13 protein-coding genes are annotated in these 13,908 nt (G+C 47.8%); 11 read left to right on the top strand and 2 right to left on the bottom strand.

What is annotated here, in order from left to right:
- Nucleotides 1–145: 145 nt before the first annotated feature.
- On the bottom strand, nt 146–793 hold the full coding sequence (locus HYN48_RS07745) for an SOS response-associated peptidase (RefSeq protein WP_181248439.1): 648 nt from the start codon (nt 791–793) through the stop codon (nt 146–148).
- 330 nt (nt 794–1,123) lie between these two features.
- Between HYN48_RS07745 and thrS the strand changes: the two genes are divergently transcribed.
- The 5 genes from thrS (at nt 1,124) to HYN48_RS07720 (ending at nt 7,420) form a co-directional block, all read left to right on the top strand.
- A complete protein-coding gene (gene thrS, locus HYN48_RS07740) occupies nt 1,124–3,079 on the top strand; it encodes a threonine--tRNA ligase (protein ID WP_108370563.1) in 1,956 nt (651 codons plus the stop codon).
- Nucleotides 3,080–3,149: 70 nt separating this feature from the next.
- On the top strand, nt 3,150–3,668 hold the full coding sequence (gene infC / locus HYN48_RS07735) for a translation initiation factor IF-3 (protein ID WP_245945934.1): 519 nt from the start codon (nt 3,150–3,152) through the stop codon (nt 3,666–3,668).
- Nucleotides 3,669–3,698: 30 nt separating this feature from the next.
- Nucleotides 3,699–3,896 (top strand): 50S ribosomal protein L35, encoded by a 198-nt coding sequence (gene rpmI, locus HYN48_RS07730; RefSeq protein ID WP_108370561.1) that lies wholly within the window; start codon nt 3,699–3,701, stop codon nt 3,894–3,896.
- A gap of 124 nt (nt 3,897–4,020) precedes the next feature.
- Entirely contained in the window at nt 4,021–4,365 is a 345-nt protein-coding gene (gene rplT, locus HYN48_RS07725; RefSeq protein ID WP_108370560.1) for a 50S ribosomal protein L20, read from the top strand.
- Between the two features lie 136 nt (nt 4,366–4,501).
- Nucleotides 4,502–7,420, top strand: coding sequence for a M16 family metallopeptidase (locus HYN48_RS07720; RefSeq protein WP_108370559.1), 2,919 nt, complete (start codon nt 4,502–4,504; stop codon nt 7,418–7,420).
- Between the two features lie 162 nt (nt 7,421–7,582).
- On the opposite strand, the gene HYN48_RS07715 is transcribed toward HYN48_RS07720, so the two are convergent.
- A complete protein-coding gene (locus tag HYN48_RS07715) occupies nt 7,583–8,011 on the bottom strand; it encodes a DoxX family protein (protein WP_181248438.1) in 429 nt (142 codons plus the stop codon).
- Nucleotides 8,012–8,207: 196 nt separating this feature from the next.
- Between HYN48_RS07715 and HYN48_RS07710 the strand changes: the two genes are divergently transcribed.
- The 6 genes from HYN48_RS07710 to scpA all read left to right on the top strand — a co-directional run bounded on the left by HYN48_RS07710 (nt 8,208) and on the right by scpA (nt 13,831).
- Entirely contained in the window at nt 8,208–8,648 is a 441-nt protein-coding gene (locus HYN48_RS07710) for a hypothetical protein (RefSeq protein WP_108370557.1), read from the top strand.
- Between the two features lie 140 nt (nt 8,649–8,788).
- A complete protein-coding gene (gene udk / locus HYN48_RS07705; RefSeq protein WP_108370556.1) occupies nt 8,789–9,397 on the top strand; it encodes a uridine kinase in 609 nt (202 codons plus the stop codon).
- A gap of 61 nt (nt 9,398–9,458) precedes the next feature.
- A complete protein-coding gene (locus tag HYN48_RS07700) occupies nt 9,459–9,797 on the top strand; it encodes an FtsB family cell division protein (RefSeq protein WP_108370555.1) in 339 nt (112 codons plus the stop codon).
- 76 nt (nt 9,798–9,873) lie between these two features.
- The gene (locus HYN48_RS07695) at nt 9,874–11,247 is read left to right on the top strand and encodes a methylmalonyl-CoA mutase subunit beta (protein WP_108370554.1); all 1,374 of its coding nucleotides are present in this window, start codon (nt 9,874–9,876) and stop codon (nt 11,245–11,247) included.
- Entirely contained in the window at nt 11,244–11,699 is a 456-nt protein-coding gene (locus HYN48_RS07690) for a hypothetical protein (protein WP_108370553.1), read from the top strand. The genes HYN48_RS07695 and HYN48_RS07690 overlap by 4 nt, the downstream gene beginning before the upstream one ends.
- On the top strand, nt 11,696–13,831 hold the full coding sequence (gene scpA / locus HYN48_RS07685) for a methylmalonyl-CoA mutase (RefSeq protein WP_181248437.1): 2,136 nt from the start codon (nt 11,696–11,698) through the stop codon (nt 13,829–13,831). Before HYN48_RS07690 ends, scpA begins: the two co-directional genes overlap by 4 nt.
- The last annotated feature ends 77 nt before the right edge of the window (nt 13,832–13,908 follow it).

Below are 13,908 nucleotides of genomic sequence, written 5' to 3'. Positions count from 1 at the left end.
TGAAGTTTTTTCGCCGCGTATTTTAAATCCCTGAAAGAGCAGGAATTAGAGAAATCGGATTTTGGTTGACTTTGCGCACAACGCATCATGAACCGAAACCCAAGTCAGATTTGGGGTGTACCGCAGCCAGGAAGGCGTTTTAAATTTACCCCGCGGGATTCGCTATCAACAAAGGCTTATAATTTGGATACGAGAAATCCAGATGTGGGTTTTTCAGGTCGAGCCAGTCCCGTTCGGTTCCGGGATTGAGCATGACGGGCATCCGATGGTAATCGATCTGCGCATCTTTGTTGTGGACGAATTTCATGCGTTGATTGGCCTGCGTGGTGAGAATCGTGTAACTGTTATAGACCGAACCGTCGCTGTCTGTATATGAGCTGTATAATCCTGCGAGACAAAAAATCTCATCGTCCGGATGCCATACTTCATATAATGTCTTGGACCTGCCCTTTGGATCGTTCCAATGGTACTCGTAATAAAAGGAAGTAGGGATAAGGCAGCGTTGGTTTAAAATCGACCTGAATGAATATTTCTGGTGAACCTCCTCAATCTTAGCATTGTATGTGCTGTTCCATATTTGCTCTTTCGGTTTGTTCCAGGTTTTTGGGACCAAACCCCAATGGTAATCGGTATCCATCACACCCGGGGTTTCCGCCCTGATGATACCGGCTTTCGTATGTTCAAATGCGGAATGCATCTTTCCGTCAAAAACATCACGTTCCTCAGGAATAATCACACTGAAGCGCTTCATCACATTGTCTATTTTCGCCTCCACCCGTCTTTTATTACACATAACCCCAAGTTTGATTGTAAATTTAGACATCCGCAAATCCACAATTCTTACACAAATACAATATTGTTTATCAAATTACACTGCTTCCGATGGCCTGCACATGGAACGATTCTGCGTTAGGGATCGCAGCGGCATCCTTTTGCGGCCGCAGCGCAGCGGAGGCCGTAAAAGATACAGCGCAGAGCCCGGCCCCGTTGCAGTAAATATAAGCATCGGACGGCTCAGGTTCCGCAACGGGGAAACGCCCAAAAACAATACCCTATAGTTACAGGCATTTATTTTGGCTGTAATTTGCCAAACCCCTATATTTGCCGTTCAAATTTTTAAACGATGATCAAGATTACACTACCCGACGGTTCGGTGAAGGAGTTCGCTTCCGGGGCAACTCCGATGGAAGTTGCCAAAAGCATTAGTGAAGGATTGGCCAGAAACGTGATTTCGGCTTCCTTTAATGGTACAACGGTTGAAACGGAAACGCCACTGACGACGGACGGGAGTCTTGTTTTATATACCTGGAATGATGCCGAAGGCAAAAAAGCGTTCTGGCACTCGACTTCACACGTGATGGCACAGGCGCTGCAGGAATTGTATCCGGGCGTAAAGTTAACCATCGGGCCGGCCATCGAAAAAGGGTTTTATTATGATGTGGATTTCGGCGATAAGAACATCACTGATGCGGAGTTCAAGAAAATTGAAGACCGTGTATTGGAGATTGCGCGTGAGAAGCATGAATTTAAGATGCGCTCGTCTTCGAAGGCTGATGCATTGGCGTTTTATAAGAAGGAGAACAATCCATATAAGATTGAATTGATTGAGAATCTGGAAGACGGCACCATTACGTTTTGTGACCATGCTACTTTCACCGATTTATGCCGCGGCGGACACATTCCGAATACCGGCCTGATCAAAGCCATGAAAATCATGAGCGTTGCCGGCGCTTACTGGCGCGGTGACGAGAAAAACAAGCAATTGACACGTGTTTACGGTGTTTCTTTCCCAAAACAGAAAGACCTTACCGATTACCTGGAATTGCTCGAAGAGGCCAAACGCCGTGACCACAGGAAATTAGGAAAGGAACTGGAATTGTTTGCGTTCTCACAGAAAGTCGGACAAGGCTTGCCTTTATGGCTGCCTAAAGGTGCCGCTTTACGCGAAAGACTGGAGCAATTTCTGAAAAAGGCACAGAAGAAAGCGGGTTACGAACAAGTCGTGACACCACATATCGGACAAAAGGAATTGTATGTGACTTCAGGACATTACGCCAAATACGGCGCCGATTCGTTCCAGCCGATCCACACGCCTGCTGAAGGCGAGGAATTTTTGCTGAAGCCGATGAATTGTCCGCACCACTGCGAGATTTACAACAACAAGCCTTGGTCATATAAGGATTTACCGAAAAGATACGCTGAATTCGGGACGGTGTACCGTTACGAGCAATCGGGAGAGCTGCATGGATTGACCCGTGTACGCGGGTTTACCCAGGATGATGCGCATATTTTTTGTACGCCGGACCAGCTGGATGCCGAGTTCAAGAAAGTGATCGACCTGGTGCTGTATGTGTTCGGGTCGCTTGGTTTTGAAAACTTTACGGCCCAGATCTCATTGCGTGACCAGGAAAACCGCGACAAGTACATCGGTTCCGATGAGAATTGGGAGAAAGCCGAAAACGCCATCATCAATGCCGCGCGTGATAAGGAATTGAATACGGTCGTGGAATATGGGGAAGCCGCTTTTTACGGTCCGAAACTGGATTTTATGGTGAAAGATGCGTTGGGCAGAAGCTGGCAGTTGGGAACGATCCAGGTGGATTACAATTTACCTGAACGTTTCGAACTTACTTATAAAGGTGCTGATGACAAATTGCACCGTCCGGTAATGATCCACCGCGCGCCTTTCGGTTCGATGGAGCGGTTTATTGCAATACTATTGGAGCATACTGCAGGAAATTTCCCGCTCTGGCTGATGCCTGAACAGGCTATAATCCTGTCTTTGAGTGAGAAATATGAAAATTATGCCAAAAAAGTTTTAGAATTGCTGGAAAATCACGAAATTCGCGCCCTAATTGACAACCGAAACGAAACCATCGGGCGTAAAATCAGGGATGCGGAAACGCAGAAATACCCATTTATGCTGATCGTCGGCGAGGATGAAGAAAAGAACGGCACGATTTCAGTACGCCGCCATGGCCAGGAAGGAAAAGGCAACACGACGGTGTCGATAGCGCAATTTGCCGAAATGGTCCAGGAGGAAATCAACAAAACATTAAAGACATTCAACGTCGAATAACATTGACATATCGTTTAACTAAAATTTTAAAGTCATAGCAATTAGAAACAACAAGGGTTATCAACCCAGGGTGGAAAAGAAAGATGCCCACAGGATCAACAACCTGATCCGCACGCCTGAAGTACGGCTTGTGGGGGAAAATGTAGAAACGGGAGTTTATAAGATTTCCGAAGCACTGCGGATGGCAGACGAGCAGGAACTGGATTTGGTGGAGATTTCCCCGAATGCGGAGCCGCCGGTATGCAAAATCATGGATTATAAGAAATTCGTCTATGAGCAGAAGAAACGCGAAAAAGTGCTGAAGGCAAAATCCACGCAGGTAATAATCAAGGAAATCCGTTTCGGACCACAGACTGATGAGCATGACTACGAGTTTAAAAGGAAAAACGCTGAGAAATTCCTTAAGGAAGGTTCGAAATTAAAAGCTTTCGTATTCTTTAAAGGACGTTCGATTATCTACAAAGACCAGGGACAAATCCTTTTATTGAGGCTGGCCCAGGATCTTGAAGAGTTCGGGAAGGTGGAGGCCATGCCGGTTTTGGAAGGAAAGCGGATGATTATGTTCATCGCACCGAAAAAGAAGAAATAGTAAGTCCAAATTTAAATACACTTAGGAATTATGCCTAAAATGAAAACAAAATCCAGTGCCAAAAAGCGCTTTAAAGTGACCGGCTCTGGTAAAATCAAAAGGAAACACGCTTTCAAAAGCCACATCCTGACTAAAAAGTCGAAGAAACGTAAATTGGCGCTGACCCATTCTGCATTGGTTCATCAATCAGATATGAAGAGCGTCAAAGAACAATTGAGGATTATCTAATAGACACAGCTTTAGCTGACAGTTGTCGGTGCCTCACGGTTAACACATTTAATAACCCTGGAGTATGGCCTTTAAGTTCCCTTGATTCAATTCGGGACGCCTGCTACAAAAAAAAAGAAAAATTATGCCAAGATCAGTAAACTCCGTCGCCAAAAGGGCAAGAAGGAAAAAGATTATGAAGCAAGCCAAAGGTTTCTTTGGCCGTAGAAAAAACGTTTGGACAGTTGCTAAAAACGCGGTAGAGAAAGCGATGAGCTACGCTTACCGTGACCGTAAAGCAAAAAAGAGAAACTTCCGCGCGCTGTGGATCATGCGTATCAACGCCGGTGCACGTCTTGAAGGGATGTCTTACTCTCAGTTCATGGGTAAAGTAAAAGCCAGCGGAATCGAATTGAACCGTAAGGTCCTTGCCGATTTGGCTATGAACCACCCTGAAGCTTTCAAAGCAATACTTAATAAAGTAAAATAAACGTTTAATACTTTTTGGACTTACTAATGAGAAACCCGCTTTATAAGCGGGTTTTTTATTTTAACGCATACAGCTGTAACATTTTGATTTAAAAACGTCTGATGTTTTGCGTAATTTCGAAACCAAACTTAAATTTATGATTAAAACCATCACCCGCTGCATCTTCTTCCTTTCAGCCGCAGCCACCCAGGCCCAGACCTACACGACAGAAACCAAAAAAGATCCGAACGGCTATACCTACGAAGTCGTCAAAAATGACAAAACCGGCGTGCGCGTATACACGCTCAAGAACGGACTCAAGGTGTATCTCGCGCAGAACACCGATGAACCCCGCATACAGACGTACATTCCAGTAAGGACGGGCTCGAACAACGACCCATCGGACAATACGGGCCTCGCCCATTATCTCGAACACATGGTTTTTAAAGGGACCAGCAAAATCGGAACACAGGACTGGGAAAAGGAAAAAGTGCTGATCGCCCAAATCTCCGATCTATACGAAAAGCACAAAGCGGAAACCGATCCTGAGAAAAAAGCCGCGATTTACAAACAGATTGACCAGGTGTCATTGGAAGCCTCGAAATATTCGGTGGCCAATGAATACGACAAACTGATTTCCTCGCTTGGCGCCAAGGGAACCAACGCCCACACCTGGCTCAATGAAACCGTATACAAAAACAACATCCCTGCAAACGAACTGGAAAAATGGATGGCGATTGAAAAAGAGCGCTTTTCGGAATTGGTGCTGCGACTCTTCCACACCGAACTCGAAGCGGTGTACGAAGAATTCAACCGCGCGCAGGACAATGACGGCAGGCTGGTGAATTACGCATTGATGGATGCCTTATTCCCGTTGACGCCCTATGGGCAGCAAACCACGATCGGGAAATCAGAGCATCTGAAAAATCCATCGATGGTCGCGATCCACAATTATTTCAATACCTATTACGTACCGAATAATATGGCGGTGGTTTTGGTAGGCGACCTGGATTTTGACAAGACGATCAAGATGGTCGACAATTATTTCGGGGCTTTCCAATACAAGGAATTACCGATGAAGAAAATGGTTTCGGAAGTACCGATGACTTCTGTGGTCGAACGCGAAGTAAAAAGCCCGACGGCAGAACGCCTGACCATGGCCTGGAGGACTTCGGGCGTAGGAACGCGCGAATCCATGCTGTCCGAGATCGCTGCAAACATCCTTTCCAATTCAGGCGACGTGGGACTGATTGACCTCGACATCAACCAAAAACAGCTGGCCCTGAGCGCCGGCGCCGGAAACTCGGTGATGAATGATTACGGCTACCAATCGCTGTCCATTTCGGTGAAAGAAGGGCAGACCCTCGAAGAAGGGAAACAATTACTGCTTGCCGAAACTGCCAAACTTAAAAAAGGCCAATTTGACGACTGGATGATTCAGGCCGTAATCAACAATATGAAACTGGATCGTATGAAAACCTTCGAATCAGGCAACGGACTGGCGACCACCTTATATAATACGTTCATTGAAAAAAGGTCGTGGGAACAGGTTTTATCTGAGATTGACGAACTGTCAAAAATCAGCAAAGCCGACATCTTGAAGTTTGCGAATGATTTCTACAAGGACAATTATGTCATCGTTTACAAAAGAAAAGGGGTCAATGACAAACTCGTTCGCGTGTCGAATCCGGCCATTACGCCCGTTAACCTCAACCGTGATGCCCAATCGGGGTTCTACAAGGATTTCCAGAACCGCACGTCAACGGCGCTCTCTCCGGTTTTCGTGGATTTCAAAAAGGAAATACAGACGAGAAAAGTCAAAAACACGAACATCAGCTTCGTGAAAAATACCACCAACAACATCGCCAGCGTGTATTACATCTTCAATATGGGCTCGGATAACGACAAAAAACTCTCTCTGGCGATCAATATGCTGGATTATCTCGGCACCGATAAAATGTCGTCAGAAGACATTAAGAAAGAGTTTTATAAGATGGGCATCACGCCCTCGGTAAATGCCGGAACCGATTTGAGTTACGTTACGCTGACCGGCCTGGAAGAAAACCTGCCGAAAGGCATCGCCATGCTCGAAACCTGGATGAAAACCGTAAAACCGGACCAGGAAATTTACAACACCCAGGTGGAAACCATCCTGAATCAACGCGCCAATGCCAAGAAACGCAAGGAAAGCATCAGCGCAGCCCTGACCAATTATGCGATGTACGGGAAAAATTCGCGCTTCAGGGACATTCTTTCAGAAGATGAACTCCGGTCCATGAAAGTTTCAGAACTGACCGATATCATCAAAGGCATTAACAATTATGAGCACCAGGTATTTTTCTACGGAAATAAGCTCGAGCCAATCGTAAAAGCCCTGGAAGCGAACCATAACCTTGCCGCGAACAAGGCCGTACCGACGGCGAAAGTCTATCCGCAACCGGATACTGCCGGTAAAGTGTACTTCGCCAACTATGACATGGTGCAGGCAGAAATGACGCGTGTGGCCAAGGGCGTAAAATACAACCCGCAGATTGCCGGTACTGTAAATGTATTCAACAACTATTTCGGTTCCGGATTGTCGTCAATCGTATTCCAGGAGATCCGCGAATCCAAGTCGCTGGCTTATTCTGCAGGGGCGGTATACCGTACGGCATCCGACAAGGATAAGAGCGATTACATGCAGGTGACGATCGGGACCCAGGCCAACAAACTGCCACAGGCCGTGGACGCGATATCAGTGCTTTTGGCAGACATGCCTAAAATTGACAGGCAGTTCAACAATGCAAAGGAGTCAAGCCTGAAACAGATTGCCTCGAGCAGGATCATCAAGTCGAACATCTTCTTCACACAGCTCAACCTCAAGAAGTTCGGTATTGATTACGACAACCGTAAGGATATTTACAACAGCATTCAGAACCTCACACTCGACAATACGACGGCGTTCTTCAATGCCGAGGTAAAGCCCAAAAAATACAACACAGCGATTGTGGGTAAAAAGGAAAACCTTGATTTCGAAGCCCTGAAGAAACTTGGCGATGTCGAGGAAGTGTCGCTCGAAGAAATCTTTAATTATTAGTGCACCGCATACAAACAGTAAACCCGCTTCAACAAAGCGGGTTTTTTTATTTTCAGGGCGTTGCCTCCGGCCCGGGCTGTCCGCTTTATCTTTTTGTGCCTGGCTAACGCCGGCAAAAAAGGATGCCGCTTCCATCCCTAACGCAGCAACGCGAAACCGGGACTACTTTTTCAGCATCGCGGCGTCCAGACTGTATTTCCCGGGTCCGGTAAAAAACAACGCCAGGTAAATCACGAAATAAACGAATGCGTGTCCGAATTCGACGCCGTTGTCACCGGCTTTGTAGATTTCCATCTTGTCCATCACCACGACGATGTATCCCATGCAAATCAACAGCGGGATCAGGCTCAGCCTCGACAACAGCCCGATGAGAAGCAACAGGCTGCAGAAAAACTCGGCGAAAATTGTCAACGCCAGCGGAACTTTTCCGGTCATGCCCAGGAAATTGACCTCGTTGAAAAACTCAGCGGTCTGGTCAAAATGAGTCAGCTTCTGGTAACCATAGCAGGCCATCAGGATGCCTATCATCAAACGGATCAGCAACAAACCCAAATCAAGGTTTATCGGCAAGGACGAAAGTAATTTTTTCATTGGTATGTGGTTAAAGTGTTGAACCCAAATATATTCATTTTCCATGAAATATTTTTTCTTCCGGAATCCATTAATGTTCTGCAGGCCGGCAATCCGAAAACAGGCACTATACGTAATTAGGGTAAATTGAGCAGATAGCACGGCAGTTCGCATTATTCGCGCTATCTTTACCTGAATCCTTAAAAACCAATTTGCAATGAAAATGAAACAATGTTTTTTTATGATGCTCCTGATTTCGGGGATCTGTACCGCACAAACCAGCCAGGATTCCGTACAAGTCTACCAGTACTCCGGGAAAGCGCAGGTGCTTTCCACAAAAATCCTGGAACAGAATGCGGAACTCGTAAAGCTGCAGACCAGGCTGGCCGAACTTCAGGCAGACGCACGCGAAAAAGAAAATAAGGCGAAAGAATCCAGCGCCAACAACAGTAAAGCGGCGGCCAAACTCCAGGATGACCTCGACAGCCGCAGGAAAGCACGACGTGCCAGGAACGCTGGCGACGAGGCGGCGGACGACGCTAAAGAAGCACGGAAGGCCGCAAACCGCGTAGAGGATGTTGAGAACGACATCCGAAAACTTGAACGAAAAATCAGGTCGAACGAGAAAAAGCGCGCCAGGTTGCAGCAAAACGGCTAGGAATTTACCGTCAACTCGATCACCCGGCGGCGCTAACGTATAGCCAGCCGGGAATTAAATGAAAGCAGGAACATTGTTAACCCACAATTGCCCTCGCTTTCATTTTAATTTTTATTTTTGCCTAAACAAAAAATGCAGATATGCTGATTATCGGAATTGCCGGAGGAACGGGCAGCGGGAAAACCACCGTGGTACACCAAATCATGAACGAGTTGCCACAGACCGAAGTAGGCATCATTTCGCAGGATTCCTACTATCGCGAGAACAACCACCTCTCTTTCGACGAACGTGCCCTGATCAATTTCGACCATCCGCGTGCCATTGATTTCGAACTTTTGGTGGCGCACCTGAAGGATCTCAAGGCGGGTAATACCGTTGACCAGCCGGTCTATTCTTTCGTCACCCACAACCGCACAGAGGATACGATTTCGACGCATCCGCGTAAGGTCATGATCGTCGAAGGCATCCTGATCCTTGCCAATCCGGAGCTGCGCGAGCTTTTCGATATCAAGATTTACGTCCATGCCGACTCCGACGAACGGCTAATCCGTCGCCTCAAACGCGACATTGCCGAGCGTGGCCGCGACATGCACGAAGTATTGAACCGGTACCAGACGACGCTCAAGCCGATGCACGAGCAATTTATCGAGCCGACAAAAGCGTTCGCAGACATCATCATCCCCAATGACAAATACAATACCGTGGCCATTGATGTGGTGCGTGCAGTAATCAACCAGCGTATTTTGTAATTGATGGTGTGGTCCGAGCCATTGGCTCCATATAAGAATACCCGTTCCGGAAATTTAAACTATGAAGAATCCATTCAAGAATACCTTCGAAAAATGGCCGTTGCTGCGCATCCTGGGCAACCGCTACGTGTTGGTGTTGCTGGTTTTCGTGGTCTGGATGCTCTTCCTCGACAATTATTCCTGGCTCAACCACCGCTTGCTCGACAAGGATATCGACGAACTCGAAGACAACAAGCGATATTACCAGGAAGAGATCAAAAAAGACCTGCGCAATATTAAGATACTGAAGGATTCCAATCAGGTTGAGAAATTTGCGCGCGAGAAATACTACATGAAGCGCGACAGCGAGGACATTTACATTATTGAATTTGAGGGTGATACTTTGAAACGCGATTTTTAATCCGATTCGTTTTTTTTAAGTAAATTTCGTTCCACAAAATAACGCTTCTTTTTAAAGCACATAAAACATTTTTTGCGTGGCAAAACCTACATCATTTGACGCCTTCGGACCCGTATCCTCTAAACAATGGAAGCAGCAGATCCAGTTTGAGCTTCGCGGCGCCGATTACAACGAAACGCTGGTCTGGGAAAGTCCGGAAGGCATTAAGGTGAAACCTTTCTACCACGCCGATGAGGACACTGCCACCCTGCAGCCACAAAGCCAGAAAGGATTTTCGATCTGCGAGGATATTTTCGTTTTCGAATTGCAGAAATCCATCAGCAGGGCACAGGATTGCCTGAGCCGCGGCGCAGAAAGCCTGCGTTTCCATATTCCTTCGGCAGACACTGACATAGTTCGGCTGCTTTCGGCCCTTCCTGCGGATGGCACAACGGTTTACCTGAGCCTTCCATTCATCTCAAAGGCCTTCATGGAGAAGGTGTCTGCATTTGCCAATGACAATAAAGCGTCGATTTACTGCCTGATCGATCCCGTAGGGCACCTCGCCAGGGAAGGAAACTGGATCGACACTCCGGGAGAGGACAATTTTTCAGCACTGCGCGGTTTACCGGGACGTGCAACCTTTCCAACCATCAGCATTGACAGTGCCCTGTACCAGAATGCCGGCGCGAATATCGTGCAGCAGCTGGCGTATTCACTGTCGCATGCCAACGAATATTTCAATCACATCCCGGATATAGCCCACCCACCCGTGTTTCAGGTCGCCATCGGGTCAAATTATTTTTTTGAGATTGCCAAACTCCGGGCATTGCGTATTTTGTTTGATCTGGTGGCCAGAGAATATGGCGTGCAAACCGGTTGCCATATCATCGCCACGCCTTCGAAACGAAACAAGACGCTTTACGATTATAACGTGAACATGCTGCGCACTACGACCGAAAGCATGGCAGCAATCGCAGGCGGCGCCGATGCCGTGGCGAATATGCCTTACGATGCGCTGTATCATAAGGGCAATGAATTTGGAGGCAGGATTGCCAGGAATCAGTTGTTGATCCTGAAAAACGAAAGTTATTTTGACAAGGCCGAAAACCCGGCCGACGGCAGTTATTACATTGAAAGCCTGACACTGCAACTGGCAGAAAAAGCCTTGGCACTGTTTAAGGAAATCGAGGCCGCGGGCGGATTCCTGAAACAGCTTTCCGATGGTACAATCAACAAGAAAATCAACGATAGCGCGCAACGTGAACAAGAGCTGTTCGATTCGGGCAAAGAAGTGCTTTTGGGGACAAACAAATACCCAAACAAAAACGACAGGATGAAGCATGAACTCGAGTTGTTTCCTTTCGTAAAGCTAAAACCCCGAAAAACACTGATTCCACCCATCATCGAGAAGCGCCTTGCCGAAAAAATGGAACAGGAACGCCTCGACACCGAAAACGAAAACCCATGAAAAACACCTTACTTCTTTTAGCCTGTCTTGTTTCTTTCGCCGCCTTTTCACAACAACGTGCACTGGAACTCACCAACAACGACAGCGGCAAAATCAAAACCTTTATCGAAAACGAACGCGTCAAAGCGCGCACGCTCGACCATAAAAAACACGTAGGATTGCTTGCGTTCACCGACAATACCACCTTGAAGATCGGTAACCATACCATCCCGATTGACAGCCTGCAAAGCATTAAGAAACAGCCAAAAGTGCTCGGGACAGTAAAAACCGTAGTGCTCTTCGCGGGACTGGCGACGGTAGCGACCTCAATTGCCATCGCCACTGCCGGGAATAATGCCGCATTCCTCGTGTTTGTGGCAGGATCAGGAGCAACGATTGGCGCGGGCATCATGGAAGCCGCGAATTCCAATTATACGACGCGGAAATGGACTTTTAAAATTGTGGAGAAATGATGCGAAAGGATTTAGGACATCTCAGTCTGGCCGATAGCCAAAATAACGGTTCGCTAAGCCTAAACGACGACAGCGCCTTTTTAACGGCAGAAGGCATTGGGATCAGGTCTTCCTACTCAAAATCGGACGTGGAAGCGCTGGAACACCTGCATTTCGGCGCGGGATTTGCTCCGAATTTGCGCGGTCCGTACGCCACGATGTACGTGCGCCGACCCTGGACCATCAGACAATATGCAGGATTTTCAACCGCCGAGGAAAGCAATGCCTTTTACAGGCGAAATCTTGCCGCCGGGCAGAAAGGGTTGTCTGTTGCTTTCGACCTGGCCACGCACCGCGGTTACGACTCAGATCATGAGCGTGTCGTAGGGGATGTCGGTAAAGCCGGTGTCGCCATTGACTCGGTTGAGGATATGAAATTGCTGTTCGACCAGATTCCGCTGGACGAAATGTCGGTTTCGATGACAATGAATGGCGCCGTATTGCCGATAATGGCGTTCTATATCGTCGCGGCCGAGGAGCAGGGCGTGAAGCCGGAAAAACTTTCCGGAACGATCCAAAATGACATCCTCAAAGAGTTTATGGTACGCAATACCTACATCTACCCTCCTGCCCCATCGATGAAAATCATCGCGGATATCTTTGATTATTCCAGTAAGAAAATGCCGAAATTCAATTCGATTTCAATTTCAGGCTACCATATGCAGGAAGCGGGCGCCACGGCAGATATTGAGCTGGCTTATACTTTAGCAGACGGATTGGAATACATCCGCACTGGACTGGCAGCAGGCATGAATATTGACGAGTTTGCACCCAGGCTGTCGTTTTTCTGGGCGATCGGCATGAACCATTTTATGGAGATTGCCAAAATGCGTGCGGCGCGGATGCTTTGGGCAAAACTATTGAAGCAGTTTCACCCCAGGGATGAAAAATCACTGGCGCTGCGCACACATTGCCAGACATCAGGGTGGAGCCTGACGGAACAGGATCCGTTTAACAATGTAGCGCGCACCTGCATTGAGGCAGCAGCAGCAGCATTCGGCGGTACCCAGTCACTGCATACGAACGCATTGGATGAGGCCATCGCGCTGCCCACCGATTTCTCGGCCAGGATTGCACGGAACACACAAATTTTCTTACAGGAGGAAACCAAAATAACCAAAACCGTCGATCCGTGGGCGGGCAGTTATTATGTAGAATCGCTTACCGCGGAAATCGCCGACAAAGCCTGGGCACTTATTGAAGAAGTCGAACGGCTCGGTGGCATGACCAAAGCGATTGAAGCAGGCATCCCCAAATTGCGCATTGAGGAAGCTGCTGCGCGCAAGCAGGCACGCATCGACAGCGGCCAGGACATCATTGTCGGCGTCAATAAATACAGGTTGAAAAAAGAAGATCCACTGCACATTCTTGATGTTGATAACCAGATGGTGCGGAAACAGCAGGTGGAAAGGCTTGAACAAATTAAAGCCTCAAGAGATAATGCTAAAGTTAAAGTCGCCTTAGACGCACTGATTACCGCCGCAAAGACCGGAGACGGAAACCTGCTCGAACTCGCGGTAGCAGCGGCACGCCACCGGGCCACACTGGGTGAAATCAGCGATGCATTGGAAACGGTTTTCGGGCGTTATAAAGCACAAATCAAATCATTCAGCGGCGTGTACAGTAAAGAAATCAAGAACGACGAAAGCTTTGCCAAAGCGAAGCAACTTGCCGACGCCTTCGCAAAAACGGAAGGACGCAGGCCAAGGATCATGATTGCAAAAATGGGCCAGGACGGCCACGATCGCGGCGCAAAGGTAGTCGCGACCGGGTACGCCGACGTCGGTTTCGATGTTGATATCGGGCCGTTATTCCAGACCCCTGCGGAGGCCGCGAAACAGGCCGTGGAAAACGACGTGCATATATTGGGCGTCTCCTCTTTGGCTGCAGGCCACAAAACCCTCGTACCACAGGTTATTGCCGAGCTGAAGCGTTATGGCCGGGAAGACATTATGGTAATCGTAGGCGGCGTAATCCCGGCACAGGATTATCAGTATCTTTTTGATGCGGGAGCTGTAGCGGTGTTTGGGCCGGGAACCAAAATCAGTGAGGCGGCGATCCAGATACTGGAGATCTTGATGCCCGAAGTATAGCAGCGACCTGAGGGAATTAACGCTTACAATTGAGCGCAGGCACCGCCTGAAGTGATCCTCATGCTGACAGCAAACAA

The organism is Flavobacterium magnum (assembly GCF_003055625.1).
Taxonomy (GTDB): Bacteria; Bacteroidota; Bacteroidia; order Flavobacteriales; family Flavobacteriaceae; genus Flavobacterium; species Flavobacterium magnum.
This window is presented reverse-complemented; position numbering and strand designations above follow the sequence as displayed.

Coding starts and splice junctions, on each gene's coding strand:
- HYN48_RS07745 (WP_181248439.1), bottom strand. CDS start 793: ATGTGTAATAAAAGACGGGTGGAGGCGAAAATAGACAATGTGATGAAG.
- thrS (WP_108370563.1), top strand. CDS start 1,124: ATGATCAAGATTACACTACCCGACGGTTCGGTGAAGGAGTTCGCTTCC.
- rpmI (WP_108370561.1), top strand. CDS start 3,699: ATGCCTAAAATGAAAACAAAATCCAGTGCCAAAAAGCGCTTTAAAGTG.
- rplT (WP_108370560.1), top strand. CDS start 4,021: ATGCCAAGATCAGTAAACTCCGTCGCCAAAAGGGCAAGAAGGAAAAAG.
- HYN48_RS07720 (WP_108370559.1), top strand. CDS start 4,502: ATGATTAAAACCATCACCCGCTGCATCTTCTTCCTTTCAGCCGCAGCC.
- HYN48_RS07715 (WP_181248438.1), bottom strand. CDS start 8,011: ATGAAAAAATTACTTTCGTCCTTGCCGATAAACCTTGATTTGGGTTTG.
- HYN48_RS07710 (WP_108370557.1), top strand. CDS start 8,208: ATGAAAATGAAACAATGTTTTTTTATGATGCTCCTGATTTCGGGGATC.
- udk (WP_108370556.1), top strand. CDS start 8,789: ATGCTGATTATCGGAATTGCCGGAGGAACGGGCAGCGGGAAAACCACC.
- HYN48_RS07700 (WP_108370555.1), top strand. CDS start 9,459: ATGAAGAATCCATTCAAGAATACCTTCGAAAAATGGCCGTTGCTGCGC.
- HYN48_RS07690 (WP_108370553.1), top strand. CDS start 11,244: ATGAAAAACACCTTACTTCTTTTAGCCTGTCTTGTTTCTTTCGCCGCC.
- scpA (WP_181248437.1), top strand. CDS start 11,696: ATGATGCGAAAGGATTTAGGACATCTCAGTCTGGCCGATAGCCAAAAT.